This is a genomic window from Streptomyces sp. NBC_01618 (assembly GCF_045209435.1).
GTDB lineage: Bacteria > Actinomycetota > Actinomycetes > Streptomycetales > Streptomycetaceae > Streptomyces.
Genome location: NZ_CP109297.1, coordinates 6,062,225 through 6,080,618, shown reverse-complemented (window position 1 = coordinate 6,080,618; position 18,394 = coordinate 6,062,225). Strand labels below are relative to the sequence as shown.

The window sequence follows — 18,394 nt, the reverse complement described above, 5'->3', positions numbered from 1 at the left end:
CACCCGGGCAGGTGCGGCGCGCGCCGCGCCACTCGAACGAGATCAACGCGGCAGATGGAGCTGCGCGGCGCAGCCGGACGGGGAGTCAGACGGTGGCTGTCGGGTGCTGGGCGCGGCTCACGTCGTACACCCCGGGTACCTCACGCATCGCGCGCATCAGCGCCGGCAGTCCGGCGGCGTCGGGGAGCTGCAAGGTGTAGGTGTGCCGGACGCGCTGTTCGCTGGGTGGTTCGACGGTGGCGGAGATGATCGCCGCGTCCGCTGCCGCGATCGCCTCGGTGAGGTCGGCGAGCAGCCGGGGCCGGCCGAAGGACTCGGCGACCAGGGTGACCCGGCATCCTGCCGCGTCGCCCCAGGTCACCGGGACCGGCACCCGGCCGACGGACTGCATCCGGGAGACCGCGGGGCATTCCAGCCGGTGCACGGTGACGGCGCCGCCGCGCACAACGAAACCGGTGACGGCGTCGGGGGGTACTGGGGTGCAGCAGCCCGCGAGACGTACGGTGGCGTCCGGCCGGTCCACCATGGCGTTGGCGGTGCGGGCCTCGGCCCTGTCGCCGCCGGGGTCGGCGGTCGCCTGGGGCTGTGGTCCGGGCGGCCTGGGCGTCGCGGGCCTGCTGCTGTGCGGACTCGGGGCCTCCTCGGGATGGGCGTCGAACCAGCCGGTGATGGCGATGCGGGCGCCGGGGGTGCGGGCGTGGTCGAGCCAGTCGGGCGAGGGGCCGGACCCGACGTCCTCGGCGAGCAGCAGCTGCACGGTGTCGCCATCGCTCAGGACGGTGCCGAGGGTGGCGAGCCGGCCGTTGACCCGGGCGCCGATGCAGCTGTGTGCCTCGTCCCCGTACTGCGCGTAGGCGGCGTCGACACAGCTGGCCCCGGCGGGCAGGCCTAGCGTGCCGCCGTCGGTGTGGAAGACCGTGATCTCCCGGTCCTGGGCGAGGTCGGCGCGGAGCGTGGTCCAGAAGGTGTCGGAGTCCGGGGCGGACTGCTGCCACGAGAGGAGCCTGGAGAGCCAGCCGGGGCGGGTCGGGTCGGCGCGCTCTCCGTCCGCGGGTTCGGCGGTCTGGGGCCCGGAGCCGCTGTCGGCGGCGTACGGATTGCCGAGGGCGATGACGCCGGCCTCGGCGACCTTGTGCATCCGGTGCGTACGGATGAGGACTTCGGCGACCGCCCCGTCGGAGCCCACGACCGCAGTGTGCAGTGACTGGTACAGGTTGAACTTGGGGGCGGCGATGAAGTCCTTGAACTCGGAGATCACCGGGGTGAAGCAGGTGTGCAGTTCGCCGAGCACGGCGTAGCAGTCGGCGTCCTCGCCGACGAGGACGAGCAGCCGGCCGAAGTCGGTGCCGCGCAGTTCGCCGCGTTTGATCCTGACCCGGTGCACGGAGACGTAGTGGCGCGGCCTGATGAGGACTTCTGCCGGAATGCCGGCCTCCCGCAGCACCGTCCCGACGTTCTCGGCGATGGCTGCGAGCGGGTCCCGGGCGCCGGAGGCGTCCGGCTGGGCCGACGCGGCGGCGATCAGCGCGCGGGTGTGTTCGTACTCCTCGGGGTGGAGGATCGCGAAGACGAGGTCCTCCAGCTCGGTCTTGAGCGCCTGCACTCCGAGCCGTTCGGCCAGCGGGATCAACACGTCCCTGGTGACCTTGGCGATCCTGACCTGTTTCTCAGGACGCATCACGCCGAGGGTACGCATGTTGTGCAGCCGGTCGGCGAGCTTGATCGACATCACCCGGACGTCGTCCCCGGTGGCGACCAGCATCTTGCGGAAGGTCTCGGGTTCGGCCGCTGCTCCGTAGTCGACCTTTTCGAGTTTGGTGACGCCGTCGACGAGGTAGCAGACCTCTTTGCCGAACTCCTCCCTCACCTGATCGAGAGTCACCTCGGTGTCCTCGACGGTGTCGTGGAGCAGCGAGGCGGTGAGTGTCGTGGTCTCGGCGCCGAGCTCGGCAAGGATCAGCGTGACGGCGAGGGGGTGCGTGATGTACGGCTCGCCGCTCTTGCGCATCTGCCCGCGGTGCGAGGACTCCGCGAGTACGTAGGCCCGGTGCAGGACGGAGAGGTCGGCATCCGGGTGGTGGGCCCGGTGGGCCTCGGCGACATGGCCGATCGCGTCGGGCAGCCGGTCGCGGGAGACGGGGCCGAGCAGCGCGACGCGGCCGAGCCTGCGGAAATCGATCCGGGGACGGCCCCGTCTGCGGATGGGAGCACCTGGGTCGGTGGCCTCTGCGCTCATGGGGCACCTCCGGCGACGTCGACCGGCAGTGGGAAGGTGCGGTCGCGCCTCCGGGCCGGTGCTTGATGCTACCGAGCCCACCACGTGGCGGAGTCCGGCTCTCGCTCAGCGTGAAACGGATCACCCATTCGAGCGAAGCTCCGGGGCCTCTCGTTTGGATCACGCCGGGTTCTGGATCACGCCGGGTTCTGGATCACGCCGGGCTCGCGCGCCCCGGCAGACCTTAGCCGCTGAACGTTTCGAGCCAGGCCGGGTCGATCGTGCCGTCGGCGACGATCACGGCGGCTCCGGTCATCTCGATCTCGCCGTCGGGTCGCTCGGTGATCGCGAGGGTGCCGCCGAGCAGATCGACCGTGTACGTGACCGGAGTGCCGGTCTCCGCGGGGTCGACGCCGTCTCTGCGGGCCGCGGCGACGGCCACGGCGCAGGCGCCCGTACCGCAGGAGCGGGTCTCGCCCGAGCCGCGCTCATGGACCCGCATGGCGACGTGGCGCGGGCCGCGGTCCACGACGAACTCGATGTTCACGCCGTCGGGGTAGACGGCCGCGGGGCTGTACGGCGGTACGGAGCGCAGATCACCGGCGTGCGCCAGGTCGTCGACGAAGACGACCGCGTGCGGATTGCCCATGTTCACATTGCGGGCGTCCCAGTCGCGGCCGTCCACGCTGACCGAGACGCCGTCCTCGGGGAGCAGCGCGCGCCCCATGGAGACCGTGATGTCGCCGCCCTTGGCGATGTGCACCTTCTTCACACCACCGCGCGTCGCGACGGCGAGGTCGCCCTCCTCGACGTGCCCGGCACGCTGCAGATAGCGGGCGAAGACCCGTACGCCGTTGCCGCACATCTCGGCGATCGAGCCGTCGGCGTTGCGGTAGTCCATGAACCACTCGGCCTCGTCCGCCATGGCCCGTGCCTCCGGGTGCGCGGCGGACCGTACGACATGCAGCAGCCCGTCACCACCGATACCGGCCCGGCGGTCGCACAGGCGGGCGACGACAGGCGCGGGCAGGTCGACGGCGTTGTCCGGGTCGGGAACGATCACGAAGTCGTTCTCGGTGCCGTGACCCTTGAGGAAGGCGATCTGCGAGGTGCTCACAGGGCAACTGTACGAGGCGGCACCGACAGCCGCCGAAACCGGGCCGTGCGACGGGGCAGGAGGGGAAAGGCCGGGCGACGGGGCGCCGGACAGCGGCCGGGCGTCGCACCGGCGGAGCGGCAGCGCCAGTCGGCCGGTGCCACGGCGCCGGTCGGCGGTGCCGCAGCGTCCGTCAGCGGAGCCGGGCCACGCGCCAGATGGCCAGGGCGACCAGTGCGGCGCACACGGCGACGTACAGGGCGATCACGCGCCAGTCGGATCGCTCGCCCGAGCCCTTCTGCGGCAGCCCGGGCCAGGTGTATCCCACGCGGCGGGCGGCCATCATGCCCCAGCCCGCGGCGCAGCAGCTGATCAGCAGGCCCAGCATGGCGACGACCGCACCGCCGTCGCCGAACTCGAACGCCAGCGGGAACGCGAACATCAGCGATCCCAGGGCGGCGAGCATGACGATCGGTGCGAGCTGCCAGATGCGCAGACGCCGCGCGGGCCGCAGCTCGACCTCGACCTCGGGGGTCGTTTCGAGCTCATCGGGCCCGTCGGGGCTCAAGCTTCCTGCGTCGTGCAGCGCGTCCGGTGCGTCTTGTTCTGTGTCGCGAGGGCCGGCCTCCATCGCCACGCGCCCTCCCAACTCGGACTCCACTGGTCGATCGATGCTCGATGATGGCACGCTCCCGGTCGCGGAAATGACGGGCAGGGCTTCCCGATGCCATCACGTGATCAGGCTGTTATAGCCCCGCTTTAGGGTTTATGCAGGTCAGACGCGTGCTGCTGGTCAGCGAATCAGCAAGAGGTCAGCAATAGCCGCAGGTCAGCACCGGATTGACCGGTCGCGACCGGCCCGAAGAAGGACCATCTCAATCATGTCGAACAAGCTTGCGCGGGGTATGGGGAGCTTCTTCAAGCCCTGCGAGTGCCGCAGGCCGTCGAGCTGCCCGCACCTCTACACGATCCGCTTCCGCAACACCCGGGGCAAGCAGGCCGAGGAGTCCGGCTTCCCCACCCAGGACGCCGCCATCGAGCGCCTGACCGAGCTCCACACGGCCGTCGAGGCCTGCCTGCGGCAGATCGGAGTCGAAGCGATCGCCGTCTGGCGGCGGCTGGCCTGTTGCGATGCCACGGGGCGGTGGTCGGCGGCGGCCGACGTTGTAGAGAACCATGCCGAGCAGGCTGCGGCGGCCTACTCGGCGCTGTCCACGGCGATCGAGGCAGAGCGAGCCGAGTTCCGATCGTCTACCGCCGGCGACTGGTCAGTCGTGCGGGCGGCATCGATCAAGGCGCAACGGGCGAAGGAGAAGGCCCGGTGGGACGGACTTCCCCGGCGTGAACAGGCCCACCGGAGAACCGTGTACGCCTCGATGTTCTCTAGCAGACCGTTGCTGATCAGGAGCAGTTGAAAGCGCGCTGGGCCAGTCGCCGTGTCTCGGCGGGCATAGACGAGGCACGGCGACATGACGCGTGGCTCGACGGCCTCAGCATGGACGAGATCGTCACTCGTAGCATCCAACGCGCCGCGTGGTTCCAGACACTCCCCCAGCCCCTTCGCGAGGCCTACGCCGCGGCATGGCACCGTCATCGCGAAGCTCACGGGGTGTCCCGCGGAACCGCCCTCTCGACCAATCGCGTCGAGCACGCGATTGCGCTGCCGGACACCCGGGCGTTCAGAGACGAAGCCTTCCTCGACCAGGTGGACATGCAACTGCCCGGCTTGGCCGTCTGAACGTGGTCGAGTATTTGGCGAACGTCAGGCCACGGCATCAAGAAAGGCAGCAGCGCCACAGTGGAACAGTCCGGCAGCCCCGGGCGATACTGTCGAGCATCATGGATACCGACCCCGCCGTACAGATCCCACCCGGGTCGTTGTCCGGCGTCGGTCTTACGGATGCCCCGGAATCTGTGTACCGGGCGATCGTCGCGCAGCTGGCGATCCAACCGGATGAACTCGTCGAGGCCACCGGGCTGACCGTCGAATCCGTCACCGCGTCCATCGAGACACTCATCTCGCGTGGCTTGGTCGACGCCAGCGGCGGCACGCTCACCGCGGTTTCCCCTTTGCTGACTCTTGGCGACCTGGTCGCCAAGAGCGAGAGGGACGCCAGAATGGCCCGCGCGGCGCTGGACGAACTCGCCGATCATCATCGGTCGATCCGTCACCAGGAAGAGTTCCGCGGCCTCGAGGTGATCCACGGACGCGCGAACATCGGCGGCTGGATCAATCATCTGATGCGCGCCACCGAACGAGAGCTGCGGTTGTTCGCCAAACCGCCGTTCGGAGTGGTCGGTGTCGCGGAAACCGACTCGGAGAAGGAGTTGGCCGTCCGCGGGTTGGCCGAGCGGGTGATCATCGAGCGGTCGCTGCTCGATGAACCGGAGACCGAGCAGGATCTACTGGCGTCCCTGGACCGCGGCCAGCAGATCCGACTGGCCGAGACGCTGCCGAGCAAGTTGCTGATCGCCGACGATTCGATGGCCCTGGTGCAACTCGACGAAGGCGGTCCGTCCCACGATGTCGTGGTGGTGGTGCGGCCCGGCGGTCTGCTCACGTCCCTGACGACGCTGTTCGAGTCGTTGTGGGAGCGTTCGATCCAGCTGCGGGAGGCTCCGGGACGGCGGATCGAGCCGTATCCGGCGTCCGAGGACGCCCTGGGCGATCCCATGGACCGGAAGGTGTTGGCCTTGTTGCTCGCCGGGCACACGGACGGGGTGGTGGCGACCCGGCTCGGCGTCGGGCTGCGGACAGTTCAGCGTCGGGTCCGGCATCTGATGGACATGGCCGGCACCGACTCCCGGATCCTTCTCGGCTGGTACGCACGCGACCGTGGCTGGCTCTGAGTCGCCTCGGGCCGGCCACGGTCGCGGTTGGTGCAGAAGAGCTATTCGGATCTATTTGGCGATCAGATCCGGAATGTGCAGCAGAACGGTGCTCGACGACGAGCCGTTGGGTCCGCCCTCGCCGTAGATCATCAGATCGTGCTGGTCGTTGATGCCAAAGGAATAGGTCGGCAGGAACCAGTCATTGCCGGGAATCATCGACGACAGATCCCACAGCCGGCCTTGCGGATCCCACAGTGCCGCGACCTCGAAATCGGGCTGCAGTTCCACGGTACCGAGGATCCAGCCGTCGGTGGTGATCTTCTCCGCCGTGGCGTTGAATCCGTAGTCCGGCAGGCGTTTCATGCCGGCCGACGGCGTCCAGACGAACGCGTCATCCCCGCTGGCGCCGACCACCGAGCCGGCCGCGTTGACCCCGAGGGCCACCGAATTGGACTGCCCCGAAAGGGTACCGAGATTCGTGATCCTGCCGGTCGAGGTATTCCAGCTGACGGCCCGTTGCGCACCTTCGGTGGTGAGCGACGACCCGACCGCAACCCCTTGGGCGTTGATCGCCCTCGGCTGGGTTTCCGTGGTGTTGGCCGACAGCTGAGCCAGTTTGGTGAATCCGCCGGTCTTGGTCCAGCTGAACGGGTCAACGTAGGTGTGTCCCTGACTGTTCTCATCCCGATACTCAAGGCTCGCGAACCCGACGACGGTGCCTCCGTCGCTAATGCCGGTGGCATATCCGCTGCTGTACGCCTTCTCCCGCCACTCCGGCAGCCCGAGATCGGTCACATTGCCGTCGGCTGCCCACGTTGCTGGACGGTCGCTCCCATCCTTGTAGTGGAGCATCCCGGCCGCTTCCTGCCGCTCGTTCATGTCCAGCGCTGAGCCGTACGCCCCCGTGCCGAGGTTCAAGTCGGTGAAACCTGCGTCCTTGGTCCAGGTGGTTGGCGTCATCTTCGCGTTGACCTGCCGATCGCCGGCGACCATGCCGTTGTTGGTGAGTTTCGCGCCGACGAAAGGCTTTTCCCACTTCACCGCCTCCATCTTCGGCGCGACAACGCTGTTGATCCGGACCTTCGCAGCACCCACGACCGTGCCGTCGGAGTTCGCGACTCGGACCCGGCCGATGACGGGCTCGGTCGTCTGGGTGACCGCGCTCAGGTCGATGTCGGCGGCCACCGGCATCGACTGCCCCGGCCTCAGCAGGGACGCTTCGTCGGACTTGGCAGCTATGGTGCCGATACCGCGGGAGAACATCTCCTCGTGATAGTCGAAGGTCGCCGGCCCTGATGGGACGTCGGCGCCGGTCACCACCACGAAGTAGGTGCCGGGCGCCGGATCATCCAGGACGATCCGCTCGACACCGGGCCCGATGTTCATGCTGGTGCCCGCGATGCCGCGGGCACCGACGATGTACATGTCGAGATCGGCATCGTCGGTGCGGGACGTCAACGCCACGTCCAGTCGCGTCGACTGCCGCGGCACGTCGACACGATTCGCCGTGAGCTGTCCGTTGGCGACGGTGGAGAACAGGTTCCTGACGAACCCGAGCTCACCGTCAGTGGCGTGGAGCTTCGCCGTGCCCCAGGTGTTCGTCCCGGTGAACTGGACCGACTCCTTCTGGTGCACGGTGGCCGACTGCAGGGTCGTCACGTCCGGCGCGAACGACATTCCCTGCAGGGCGACCGTTGCGGTAAAGGGATTGTCAGCAACGCTCGAGGTCCGTCGCGCTTCGACCACGAACTCCCAGATGCCCGCCTTCGGTCGCAGCACGGCCCTGGATTTCGGATCACATCCGGCCGGGTCGGGGTAGCCGGTGTAGCAATGATCGCTGGCGTTGGAGTCGGCCGGGATCCCGTCGGGATCGATGGGCAGGACTCGCATCTGGCTGCCCTCGGCCTGTCCCGCCAGGTTCAGTTGCAGGGCCTCGACACCTTCCGGCACCGCAACCAGGAACGAGTTCGTTCCGGTGCGGCCCACGGTTCCGGCCCTGCTGACCTGATACGTCGGGCCGCTCAGCGGTTCCGCCGCCAACACGGTCACCGCTACGAACCGGTCGATGCCGGCCGTGGTCGGATCGTCGATGGTCATGATCGCGCTGTGCACGCCAGTCGTCTTCGGAGTGGCGGTCACCGTCACCGTGTTCGAGGCGCCGAGAGGCGACGACAGGGTCTTCGGTGCCCGGAACGTGCCGTCGTTGCCGACCCAGCCGATCCGGCTCGTGGTGTGCCCTGCCTTCCCGTTGGTCCTGGTCACCGTCACCCGGTACGACTTGTCGGTCCCGACCGGCTGGCCACCCGACCCGGGCAGGCACCGGTTGTAGATCCCGGCACCCCTGTTCGGCGTGGCCAGATTGCCTGACAGCGCCGTGCACACCGGGGCGGACACGTCGAAGTTGTTGGTCTGCACGCCCTTCGAAAGCTTCTTCCAGGCTGCCGGAATGTTGACCAGTCCGGCACCCTGGGCGGTGGTCGGCACACCGTCGATCGGCGTCGCCGTTCCGGTGAGCACGGAGCGGAGCGCCGTCGGACCGGCTTCGACGTTCCGGGACTTCGCCGCCGACAGCAGCAGGGCCGCGGCCCCCGTCACCTGAGGTGCTGCCATCGAGGTGCCATTCATCATGCCGTAGCCGACCGGCAGGGAGTAGCCCGCCTCCGGCACGGCCTGTCCTTCCAGCCAGCCGGGGATCGAGGAGATCGCCGCTCCCGGGGCGCTGACCGCGGGTGCGAGCGCACCGTCCTCGGACGGGCCGTGCGAGGAGAACCCGAACAGACCTTGCGGTGCATCGACCGCGGAACCGTAGTTGGCCCACCAGGTTTCCTTGCTCACCGACGCTGCAACAGCCAGCACCGAGGAGGAGACGGACGGGGAGCCGACGGTGTTGGTGCCCGCGCCCTCGTTACCGGCCGCCACCACGATCTGCACGCCGAAGCGGCTGGTCAGCTTGTTGTACAGCTGGGATATCACGTCGGATCCGTCGTTGAGCGCCGGCAACCCGCCGATCGAGAGGTTCACCACGTCGACGCCGCGATTGACGACCAGGTCGATCATCCCTTCGGTGAGGGCCGCCTCGGTGCAGCCGCCGCCCCAGGTGCAGGCCCGGGACGAGACGATCTGCGCGCCGGGAGCCACACCGTGCATCGCGCCGCCGAGCAGAGATGTGCCGGCGATGATCCCGGCGACGTGCGAGCCGTGCGACCCCGACGGCAACCCGATGTTCACATAGTTCATCACCTTGCCGACGTTGCTGCCGCCCAGTGGCGACAGGTCGACGTTGTCGCGGTAGTCCACGACGAACGGAATCCGTTCGGTGACAGCGGTCTGCGGATCCTCGGTGCCGAAATGGCCGATCTGCCGTTGCTGGCCGTAGGGCAACATCGCCGGCGTATCGGTGAAGTCGTGGTCGCCGTCGGAGTCCACCCACACCCGGTGGGTCTGCGGGTCGTACAGCACGCCGAACCGGTCGTTGGTACTGCGGTTGTTGTTGAGGTCGCCACCGAAATCGCTCTGGGTGGTGGTCATCTCGTAGAACAGGCCGAGTTGGAACTTTCCTTCCGGGGCCGTCCAGGTGGCCCCGGCGTAGTCGAACCGGGGACCCGTCACCGCCTTGCTCATCTGCACCCAGGTTCCGTCGCCATCCGTCACCGGATCGGTGGCCGTCACCCAGTCGACCACCTTCGGCCGACCGTCGCTGGTCTTCTGAAGGGCTGCGTGATCGAGGTCGACGCCGGTGTCGAGCACCCCGACGGTGATGCCGCGTCCGTCCCACTTATGGTTTGCCGCAACAAAATCGGTGGCCCCGATGTCGTTGACCGGCAGGTACGGATTGTCGGCAGGGGTGGTCGCGTTCGGCGCCGCCGGGTGAGCGGCGCCGGCCTTGGCATCGACCGGGCTGACGGCGTTGCCCAGCTGCGGGCTCGGCACGCGGTAGGTCTTGTCGAGATCGATGGCCTTCACCACCGGGAGCGCAGCCAAGCTCTGTACCTTGCCGGTCGGGACGGTGGCCCGGACGTAGCCGATCTCCGGCTGGATCTTGCCAACTGTCCCGCCGGCTTTGGCGACGGCGGCGGACACCTCCTTGGTGTTGCCGGAGTTCGCGAGCAGCATCACCGTCACGGTCTTGGCCTTGGTGGCCTGCGCCTGCTGCAGCACCTGGGTGTCGTGGGCGCCGAGCTTCTCCGAACTCCGGCCGGCGGGCGCCGTGGCGTCCAGCGGCTGGAAACCCTTGTCGTCCGTGGGTGGCTGATACGGATCGCTGTCAGCGGGCGACGTCGCGGAAAAGGGCACCCGAGGGCCACTGGTCGCCGGACCGTCGGTACCTGGACCGTCCGGTGCCGCGGCGGCGATGGTCGGTTGCCCGATGCCGAGGGCCGCGGCGGCCATCACTGCGGTGCCGATGATGATGAGTGAGCGGGGTCGCCGTCGTCTCATATCGCTCCTTCGGGTTCCGTTGCCGGGCTCGGTCGCGGGCCCGTCCTGGAAACCTCGCAGTTGGAACAGGCACGCAGCAATGACCAGTGCCCGGCGGACGTGTGACATGGCGGCATTCCGCCACGACCCGGGAATGCAAGACGAGCAGGACGGCGGTGAAGATGGCCCAGGACAGGAGGAACTCAAACGACTAGCTCGAGAAGAGTCCGCCGATGACGTCGGGAATCAGGCCGAAGACGCTGCGGGTGTTCCGCACCAGCCACACGGCAGCGAGCAAGTAGTGAGCTTCCTCCGCTTTGACGGACACCATTGGTGTGGTGGTCAGGCTGCGAGTGCGGTCTCGTACTCGGCGGGGCTGAAGTAGCCGAGGCTGCTGTGCAGTCGGTGCACGTTGTACCAGCCTTCGATGAAATCGAGGATCGCGGTGCGGGCGGCGGCCCGGCTGGGCCAGGCGGAGGTGCCGAGCAGTTCGCGTTTGATGGTCGAGAAGAACGACTCTGCGAGCGCGTTGTCCCAGCACTGGCCGGTGCGGCCGACCGACAGCCGGACCCCGAACTGGGCTGCCAGGGCGGCGAATTGCTGGATGGCGTATTGCCCGGGTTCAACCAGTCGTTACAACAGCCCTGATCAGATAGGCGTGTTGTGGGACGAGCAGCGGGTATCGAGCCCGATGCGGTCGGGCTGGAAGTCCCGGACGATCAGGTCGGGACGGAAGGCAGCCCTGGGATCAGGAATCGTGGTCAAATGCCGTCGTCTGCGGTGCCGGCCCTGCAGGCCGGCGGCCTGCATCAGTCGTGCGACACGACGGCGGCCGCATCCGGCACCCTCGCACTTGAGCACGGCATGCACGCGCGGGGCCCGGTAGGTTTCGCGTGATTTCGCATGGACCTCGACAATCTGCTTGGTCAGCTCGGTATCCCACACTGCACGGGGGCCGGGCAGGCCGGAGCGACGGGCACAGAAGGCGGTCCGGGGGACCTTCATCAGCTCACACGCCCGTTTGACGCTGTGACCTGCCTGCTTCTCCGCCTCGATGAACGGGTGCACCGTCACCGGGTCTCCTTCGCGAAGGAAGCTGTGACCCGCTTGAGGATGTCGAATTCCTCGCGCAGTCGGCGGTTCTCCCGCCGCAACGCGGCCAGTTCCTCGCGCTCACTGCTGGTCAGCCCGTTGCGCTCGCCCGCGTCGACCCTGGTCTGCTTGACCCAGTCCCGCACCGCGGTCTCGGTCAGCCCCAGATCCCCGAGACCGCGTCCTACCGGGTCGAGGCGCACTTCCCGCCCGCGTCCGACGCTGCGACCGCGGCCCCGTACACGATCAGTCACCGCGACGGCACCGCGACCGGCACGGTCAACCAGACCGGTACCACCGCGGCGTGGAAGACCGTCAACAGCACGCAGTACTACTTCGCCCGGGGCCACGCGGGCAAGGTCGTCCTGGGCGACACCGGATCGTCCACCACGCGCGACATCGCCGACTCGATCTGGGCTGGTGAACCCAGCCCAGATCGTCAAGAACACCGGTGAGTACAACGCCTGGCACAAGTCCCCCGTGACCGACACCGTCCAGAAGTGGCTCTCGGGCACCGCCGTCAACCACGGCTTCGTGCTCCAGGCCAGAGGACGACACCGGCGGCCCCCGCTACGAGGCCGGTGACGGCTCCACGTACGGCGACGAGACGGCCGGCTTCCCGCGGCTCACGATCGCCTACCGCAAGATCGGCTCCGCACTGAGCTCGCCGACGGTCGTCCACGACACCGGCCCCGAGCTGAGCTGGTCCGCGTACTCGAACAAGTCCGGCGGCGCGGGCCAGGACATCGTCGAGTACCGGCTGCACCGCTCCACGCAGCAGGTGTTCACACCCTCCGCCGCGACGCTGGTCGCCCCGGCGGACAAGGGTCATTGGAGCCAGTAGCGGTCGCCATTCTTCGAGGCCAGCCTCAACAGAGCAGGCCCAAAGTTGTTCGACGAGCACTTCCGCTGCCCAAGCATGCCTGGGCAGTGACTCTCCCGGTAGGCGGGAAATGCACAGAGTCAGCAATGCCCCCTGCGGGCTCATCGTCTCCATAGCACCTCCTCGCCTCCTCGAACCATGCCTCTGCAGGTCACGCCTCAACAGTCTTCGGTGCCAGCGTGCCTGACCACGGGAATGCGTGCAAGGGTGCTCGGACCTAGAATCGAACTCTAGTTCGCATTTTTGACCGCAGAGGCGCCCAGAGATCAGCGTTGGCGTCGAGGTGGCAGCTAGCTTGCCCTTTAACCTCAGGGCCGGGAGTCTGGGTCGTCAGGGTCGTCAGGGTCGTGCCAGTGGATGGGACAAGTCGTGCTGATCGCGTCTGTCAGGTACCCGGCACAGTGTTCGGGCTGCGGCTCGGAGCTGGAGTGCGTCGGCATACAGGCGTTGGTTGGGCAGAGCCTTGAATGGGACATCGGCTACCACTGCTCCGGCTGCGGCGACGCTTTGCACGAGTGCGGGCCAAGAGGAAGCTCCGTACCAGACGACCTGCGCCGGCGTCTCCTGGCCGAGCACGGCGAGGCACGGCTCATACTCAGTGATCCTCTCGCCAGTCCGGTCCTCGTGATGAAGGTGCTTCGCACAGAACTTGGCGGAGATCTGGCCCGGACGAAGAGGACGCTCCAGCAGATCCGGGCTGGAATGTTCGCAGGGACGATGCCCGAGATGACTCATCTCGCCCACCGGCTGCGTGCCGCTGGTGTCGAGGCTGAGGTCGAGTGCCCGCAACAGCCTGATGACGCCCCAGCTGGTCAGCTTGCCGCCGAACCCGAGGTCCGAACGGTTCCTCATACTTGATCACTCGGAGTGGTAACTGCCGTACATGCGGGGGGCCTTCGGCTGAGCATGTGATCCGACCAAGGAACACACAAGCTCAGCACGAAGGCCGTGGGGATGAGTCTGTCGCATCACGTCCGTCCGGCAGAATCCGTTTGCGGGACTGTCACGCTTCCGGGGTGAGTTCTACTCTTGTCTGACCAGGCGTGCGGACGCGCTGTTCGAACTCGCCGACGCGGTGTTGCGCGCGGACGGTCCGGTCCGGTCGCTGGTGGAACTGTCGCTGGTCGGTGAACCCCGTCGCGGGCACGGCGGGCTCTACGACGCCCTGTCAGCAGGCCGGGTCGATGTGGCCCGACTGCGACGGGCCCTGGCCGCGGTGCCTCTGCCGCGGGCGGCGGACGGCCGGCTGGTCCTGGCCGCCGACCTCACCTGCTGGCTGCGGCCAAACGCTCACACCTCACCGCAGCGGATCCTGTGCGTCGGGAACAAGGTTCTTGGTCACGCTGCTGAACGCTGCTGAAGCCTGCCAGAGAATCCGGTTGAGCCCTCCGGGCCAGCTCGACACACTCCCCGCATGACCAGCAACGGGACCGAAGCCGCTGAGCAGGGATGGGACGCTCCCTGGTATCGCGTCCGAACAGAACGGTTCCAGGCATCATTCCTGCCCAGCGCGAACGAGCCCCTGGACGCCGTCTGCAACGTCGACGTCGAGGTCCGGCTGACAGCGGACGAGTCACGCTGGAGCGCGACCGTCTTCACACTTGCTGAGGTCGAACGCCTCATGGAAAAAGACTCCCGAACCGGTGAGTCCCTGAACGGCCGCTACTTCTGGTGCTCTGACGGCCTCATCGTCCGAGACCCAGGCATCGACAACATCACGCACGTGCTGACCGGTCTGCTCGATTGTGGTGACTTCACGCAGGTCCTTCAGCGGCTCGACGACGACTGACCGTCCGCCCCATTCTGAAACGATCAGTTAGTCCTCTAGAATATGATCCGTGCCCACTCATCGCCGGTACGCCAGCGCCTGTCGTCAACTATCCAACTGGGACCGGTAATTACCTTCCGGACGCCCTCGCTGTAGATCTCTTCCCCCCAAAGCCTCCCCGACCCGTTACCGCCGAGTGGGGCCACCTCATGAAAATAGTTGGCGATCGGCAGCAGTCTCGGCTCCTCCCACGCCAGGCGTCGCATGAGGCCGGTCATGAAGGCCATTAGAGGCGTTGCCCTCGTCTGCCGAAGCATATGTGTCAGCGCATAAGCCGCAGGAATCTTTATGTGTTCATCGATCTGGCTCCAGTCGCCTCTCCGCGCCTCGCGGGTTACCCACGGCACCTTCACGGGCAACCAGGTGCCAAGGTCCGCCACGCACACCATATCCAGCATCTCCCGCGGGTGACCCAGCCCTTGGATGCCCTTGTACAGGGCATTCTCCACGTTGCGAATCGGGTCGGAATTCTCCTCCTTCCAGTCGTGCGAATGCGCCAGGACGCCGTAGATAGGCGTACCGAACAGCTCTCGATATGGAGTCCCGGTCCTCGGCGCCGTGATCCTCCGCACGATGGCGGCTGTGCGTGCAGCCTCGGCTAGATGCTTGGCCTTCAGAGTGTTCTTGCACTCGAAGGCCGCTACCACGCCGTCGGCAAGGTAGGTCTTCACCTCGCTGTCAACCAGGAACTTCGGGTAGTAGGGCGAGAGGATCAAAACGTCGATCTGCGGACTGATCTCGGGCGAGCCGTGCGGGTCCCCTCCACGATGCTTGGCGCTCAGGATTCGCCCCTTGGTCACGACGCGATAGCCCTCGGGAAGCCAGTGTTCCAGCACAACGCGAGCCCAGTTGGCCTCACCCTCATCGCCGGACGTTCCGTGGTCGTCGTTTCGCTTGCGGATGCGCTGATACTCGGACGCCAACCGGGCTGCGGTCTGTTCGAAGAAGTCTTCCAGGTCGTGAGTGCCCACGAAGTGCCCCCTAACGTCATCTCGGCTCGCTGTTCCTTCAAGTGGTTCCGGCCCTCCCCCATACAAGACGGTCGGCCCCGGCGGTACTACCCATGGGGACCCTCGTGTAGCGGGCCTGACCCACGCACGCCATATCGGCGCGGGCTGACACCAACCCTAACGAGTTGGTACGTGATGGACTGACGACATGCGACCTGGTCGTATGCACGACGCCAGCGGACGAGCCTCCTACGGGCCGACCTTCAGCCGCCCCGACGGCCCCTGGGTCTGGGAAGGCGACGTGCCCTGACGATCGCAGCGCCCGTGGGCTGCTCCCCTCCGAACGCTCCGCCGGCCTTCACACGCGGGGCCCCATCGCGCGAGGGTCTGTGCACTTCACCAGCGCCATGGCCGGCCCCCGCCGCCAGCCGCATAGGCTGACCACCCATACCTCAGAGCGGGGCAACATAGCGCGGGATCCCCGGTTAGCCAAACCGGCGATCCCGCGCACCATCGTTAATGCACCGCCACAACCCAGGGCTGAGAGTCACAGTCAGATCGCACAGCTATGTCCAGGACCCCACCCGCAGCCAACCCCGCCCAACTGATTGCCCATCAGAAAAGTCAGCAAGAGGTCAGCACCCATCCGCAAGGGCTGCTCCAGATTGTCGAAGCCTGATAAAGCCCCGCAACCCAGGACTCTCTCTGAGCTGCGTCGATGCAGCACTGAAGGTTCCAGCTACACGTCGTTCTCCTGGTCATGCGATCAGGCTGTAACCGCTCGTTCGACCAACGCCAGCGCCTGCTGCGGGAGTTCCCCGCGGTGCTCCGCGGCGCCATTGAGCCAGTGGACCCGCGGGTCGCGGCGAAACCATGAGTCCTGGCGGCGCGCGAATCGCTTGGTGGCGCGAATGGTCTCGGCGCGTGCCTCGTCCTCGGTGCACTCCTGGGCCAGTGCGGCCAGCACCTGCTGGTAGCCGAGCGCCCTGGACGCGGTTCGTCCCTCGCGCAGGCCATGCGCCTCCAGGGCGCGCACCTCGTCCACGAGTCCGGCAGCCCACATCCGGTCGACTCGCAGGGCGATCCGTTCGTCGAGTTCGGGGCGGGCCACGTCGACGCCGATCTGGACGGTGTCGTACACCGCATCGTTACCGGGGAGGTTTGCGGTGAAGGGCTTGCCGGTGATCTCGATGACTTCGAGGGCCCTGACGATGCGGCGGCCGTTGCTCGGCAGGATGGCCCGGCCCGCTTCGGGGTCGGCGGCGGCGAGCCGGGCGTGCAGGGCCCCGGAGCCGCCGTCGACCAGTTCCTCCTCCAGCCGGGCCCTGACGTCCGGGTCCGTGCCGGGGAACTCCAGGGCGTCGATGGCGCCCTTCACGTAGAGCCCGGAACCGCCGACCAGGATGGGGGTGCGGCCCGCGGCGAGCAGCCGGTCGATCTCCGCCCGGGCCAGCCGCTGGTACTCGGCGACGCTGGCGGTCTCGGTGACGTCCCAGATGTCCAGCAGGTGATGCGGAACGTTTCCGCGCTCGGAGAGCGTCAGCTTCGCGGTGCCGATATCCATCCCCCGGTAGAGCTGCATGGAGTCGGCGTTGACCACTTCGCCGTCGAGCTGCTGAGCAAGAAATACCCCCAGATCGGACTTTCCGGCTGCAGTGGGACCGACGACGGTGATGACCCGCGGTGCGGGAGCTGAACTTCTCACCGCCCCAGTCTCGCAAACCTCCGGGCCTCTTCTCGAATGAGTGACGTGACCGGCCGCGAACGGGGGTCGTCCGGCCTTCCCGCTTCTGCTCCACCCCCGCCCCGTCTCCGCTCCGGACGGCGCGGATCTCCGGCGGTACCAGTAGAATTCGTAAGTGAATACGGGCGTTATCTCACGGTTTGCCGTTCGCCCCCAGGGCTGCCCTACGAGGCGGCCGGCAGCGAGGCCGCAGGAGGACGCCCGACCAAGTCCCCCAGCAGGGAAGGTGCCCGATGGGCTTCCTGGACAATTTGAAGGCCAAGCTGAGCCCCGCCAAGGAAAAGGTCGGCGACCTCGCGCATCAGCACGGGGGCAAGATCGACCAGGGGCTCGACAAGGCCGCACGGACCGTCGACCAAAAGACCAAGGGCAAGTACAGCGACAAGATCGAGTCCGGCACGAAGAAGGCCAAGGACGTGGTCGAGCGCCTGTCCCACAAGCACGACGAGGGTGGCGCCAAGAACGACGAAGGCGGCACGCCGCCCGCCTCGTGAACACGAACCGAATCAAGTCCGACGGACGGCCGTGGAGCGACGACGCTGCACGGCCGTCGTCCGTATCCGCCCGGATTCGAGTCCGGGCGGGCGGTCAGGACCAGGTGGCGACCAGGTAGCCCACGCCGTACGGGGCGTTCTCGTACAGCAGCTGTCCGCGCAGGCCCGCTCCCTCGCCCGCCCCCGCAAGCACCTGCCAGGGTGCCCGGCCCGCCGCTTTCAGCTCGTACGCCAGCAATTCGTCGAGCGCGATCAGCGCGCCGGGATCGGCGGTGCCCAGCGCGTGAGCGGCCGCCGCGTCGAACGCCTCGGCGCGGTCGTCCAGATAGCCCGGGGCCTTGACCGTGCGACAGGCACTGCCGTCGCCCATCACCAGCAGCGCCACCCGTTCCGCCCTGGCTGCCAGGTCCTGTCCCGTACTCGTACAGCGGTCGGTTTCGAGCGGCTCCCCCACACCGAGACCTGCGACCGGCGCCTCGGCCCATTGCGCACGGGCGAGCAGCCAGGCACCGACGGCCAGGGACGGCGGAAGGGGGCGGTCCGCCACGGTTCCGAGGTCGCGCCCGAGCCGTACGTCGAGGTCGACTCCGAAGCCCTTGAAGGAGCCGGTGGCCCCCTCGGGGTGCGGCCCTCGGCCCGCGAGGTCCGCGGGCCCGATCACCAGCAGCACATCGGGCCGGGCCGCGGCGAGCACGCCGAGGGCGTCGGCGCAGGCGTCCCGCAGCGCGTCGAGCTCGGGCGCGGCACCGGCGGCGACCTCGGGTACCAGCAGGGGCGGACAGGGGCAGACAGCGGCGGCGACAAGCATGGTGGGCAGCGTACTGGTTGAGCGCGACGCGCCCGT

At 67.8% G+C, this 18,394-nt stretch carries 16 protein-coding genes and 1 pseudogene; 7 read left to right on the top strand and 10 right to left on the bottom strand.

From position 1 onward, the window contains the following. Nucleotides 1–85: 85 nt before the first annotated feature. The 3 genes from OH735_RS28220 to OH735_RS28210 form a co-directional block, all read right to left on the bottom strand. Nucleotides 86–2,236 (bottom strand): RelA/SpoT family protein, encoded by a 2,151-nt coding sequence (locus OH735_RS28220; protein WP_406384434.1) that lies wholly within the window; start codon nt 2,234–2,236, stop codon nt 86–88. A gap of 223 nt (nt 2,237–2,459) precedes the next feature. Continuing rightward, entirely contained in the window at nt 2,460–3,332 is an 873-nt protein-coding gene (gene dapF, locus OH735_RS28215; protein WP_406384433.1) for a diaminopimelate epimerase, read from the bottom strand. A 172-nt stretch (nt 3,333–3,504) separates the two neighbouring features. Beyond that, a complete protein-coding gene (locus tag OH735_RS28210; protein ID WP_406386777.1) occupies nt 3,505–3,942 on the bottom strand; it encodes a hypothetical protein in 438 nt (145 codons plus the stop codon). Nucleotides 3,943–4,192: 250 nt separating this feature from the next. Here OH735_RS28210 and OH735_RS28205 point away from each other — a divergent pair, with 250 nt between their 5' ends. The 3 genes from OH735_RS28205 (at nt 4,193) to OH735_RS28195 (ending at nt 6,161) form a co-directional block, all read left to right on the top strand. Then, the gene (locus OH735_RS28205) at nt 4,193–4,726 is read left to right on the top strand and encodes a hypothetical protein (protein ID WP_406384432.1); all 534 of its coding nucleotides are present in this window, start codon (nt 4,193–4,195) and stop codon (nt 4,724–4,726) included. A gap of 80 nt (nt 4,727–4,806) precedes the next feature. After that, entirely contained in the window at nt 4,807–5,049 is a 243-nt protein-coding gene (locus OH735_RS28200; protein ID WP_406384430.1) for a hypothetical protein, read from the top strand. A 101-nt stretch (nt 5,050–5,150) separates the two neighbouring features. Next, entirely contained in the window at nt 5,151–6,161 is a 1,011-nt protein-coding gene (locus OH735_RS28195) for a hypothetical protein (RefSeq protein WP_406384429.1), read from the top strand. A gap of 51 nt (nt 6,162–6,212) precedes the next feature. Here OH735_RS28195 and OH735_RS28190 read toward each other — a convergent pair whose 3' ends face one another. From OH735_RS28190 to OH735_RS28175, 4 genes are all read right to left on the bottom strand, one after another. Then, a complete protein-coding gene (locus OH735_RS28190; protein WP_406384428.1) occupies nt 6,213–10,580 on the bottom strand; it encodes a S8 family serine peptidase in 4,368 nt (1,455 codons plus the stop codon). Between the two features lie 321 nt (nt 10,581–10,901). Next, the gene (locus OH735_RS28185; protein WP_406386776.1) at nt 10,902–11,123 is read right to left on the bottom strand and encodes an integrase core domain-containing protein; all 222 of its coding nucleotides are present in this window, start codon (nt 11,121–11,123) and stop codon (nt 10,902–10,904) included. A gap of 84 nt (nt 11,124–11,207) precedes the next feature. After that, nucleotides 11,208–11,633, bottom strand: coding sequence for an IS3 family transposase (locus OH735_RS28180; protein WP_406384427.1), 426 nt, complete (start codon nt 11,631–11,633; stop codon nt 11,208–11,210). Then, the gene (locus OH735_RS28175; protein WP_406384426.1) at nt 11,630–11,905 is read right to left on the bottom strand and encodes a hypothetical protein; all 276 of its coding nucleotides are present in this window, start codon (nt 11,903–11,905) and stop codon (nt 11,630–11,632) included. The genes OH735_RS28180 and OH735_RS28175 overlap by 4 nt, the downstream gene beginning before the upstream one ends. 166 nt (nt 11,906–12,071) lie before the next feature. On the opposite strand from OH735_RS28175, the gene OH735_RS28170 reads away from it, so the two are divergent. The 3 genes and pseudogenes from OH735_RS28170 (at nt 12,072) to OH735_RS28160 (ending at nt 14,323) form a co-directional block, all read left to right on the top strand. After that, nucleotides 12,072–12,236: a hypothetical protein gene (locus tag OH735_RS28170; RefSeq protein WP_406384425.1), complete on the top strand. Its 165-nt coding sequence runs from the start codon at nt 12,072–12,074 to the stop codon at nt 12,234–12,236. A 1,252-nt stretch (nt 12,237–13,488) separates the two neighbouring features. Beyond that, nucleotides 13,489–13,852, top strand: a pseudogene (locus OH735_RS28165) (transposase); the annotation flags it as partial. Between the two features lie 96 nt (nt 13,853–13,948). Then, a complete protein-coding gene (locus tag OH735_RS28160) occupies nt 13,949–14,323 on the top strand; it encodes a hypothetical protein (protein WP_406384424.1) in 375 nt (124 codons plus the stop codon). A 35-nt stretch (nt 14,324–14,358) separates the two neighbouring features. Here OH735_RS28160 and OH735_RS28155 read toward each other — a convergent pair whose 3' ends face one another. Beyond that, nucleotides 14,359–15,333 (bottom strand): DUF6602 domain-containing protein, encoded by a 975-nt coding sequence (locus OH735_RS28155; RefSeq protein WP_406384423.1) that lies wholly within the window; start codon nt 15,331–15,333, stop codon nt 14,359–14,361. A 745-nt stretch (nt 15,334–16,078) separates the two neighbouring features. After that, nucleotides 16,079–17,017 (bottom strand): tRNA (adenosine(37)-N6)-dimethylallyltransferase MiaA, encoded by a 939-nt coding sequence (miaA, locus tag OH735_RS28150; protein ID WP_406384422.1) that lies wholly within the window; start codon nt 17,015–17,017, stop codon nt 16,079–16,081. Between the two features lie 272 nt (nt 17,018–17,289). Here miaA and OH735_RS28145 point away from each other — a divergent pair, with 272 nt between their 5' ends. Next, nucleotides 17,290–17,550, top strand: a complete 261-nt coding sequence (locus OH735_RS28145) for an antitoxin (RefSeq protein ID WP_406384421.1) — start codon at nt 17,290–17,292, stop codon at nt 17,548–17,550. A gap of 94 nt (nt 17,551–17,644) precedes the next feature. On the opposite strand, the gene OH735_RS28140 is transcribed toward OH735_RS28145, so the two are convergent. Then, a complete protein-coding gene (locus tag OH735_RS28140; protein WP_406384419.1) occupies nt 17,645–18,358 on the bottom strand; it encodes a class III extradiol dioxygenase subunit B-like domain-containing protein in 714 nt (237 codons plus the stop codon). Nucleotides 18,359–18,394: the final 36 nt, after the last annotated feature.

Excerpts from the sequence above, each read along its gene's own strand:
- OH735_RS28220 (WP_406384434.1), bottom strand. The coding sequence starts at position 2,236 with ATGAGCGCAGAGGCCACCGACCCAGGTGCTCCCATCCGCAGACGGGGC.
- OH735_RS28210 (WP_406386777.1), bottom strand. The coding sequence starts at position 3,942 with ATGGAGGCCGGCCCTCGCGACACAGAACAAGACGCACCGGACGCGCTG.
- OH735_RS28205 (WP_406384432.1), top strand. The coding sequence starts at position 4,193 with ATGTCGAACAAGCTTGCGCGGGGTATGGGGAGCTTCTTCAAGCCCTGC.
- OH735_RS28200 (WP_406384430.1), top strand. The coding sequence starts at position 4,807 with ATGGACGAGATCGTCACTCGTAGCATCCAACGCGCCGCGTGGTTCCAG.
- OH735_RS28195 (WP_406384429.1), top strand. The coding sequence starts at position 5,151 with ATGGATACCGACCCCGCCGTACAGATCCCACCCGGGTCGTTGTCCGGC.
- OH735_RS28190 (WP_406384428.1), bottom strand. The coding sequence starts at position 10,580 with ATGAGACGACGGCGACCCCGCTCACTCATCATCATCGGCACCGCAGTG.
- OH735_RS28160 (WP_406384424.1), top strand. The coding sequence starts at position 13,949 with ATGACCAGCAACGGGACCGAAGCCGCTGAGCAGGGATGGGACGCTCCC.
- OH735_RS28145 (WP_406384421.1), top strand. The coding sequence starts at position 17,290 with ATGGGCTTCCTGGACAATTTGAAGGCCAAGCTGAGCCCCGCCAAGGAA.
- OH735_RS28140 (WP_406384419.1), bottom strand. The coding sequence starts at position 18,358 with ATGCTTGTCGCCGCCGCTGTCTGCCCCTGTCCGCCCCTGCTGGTACCC.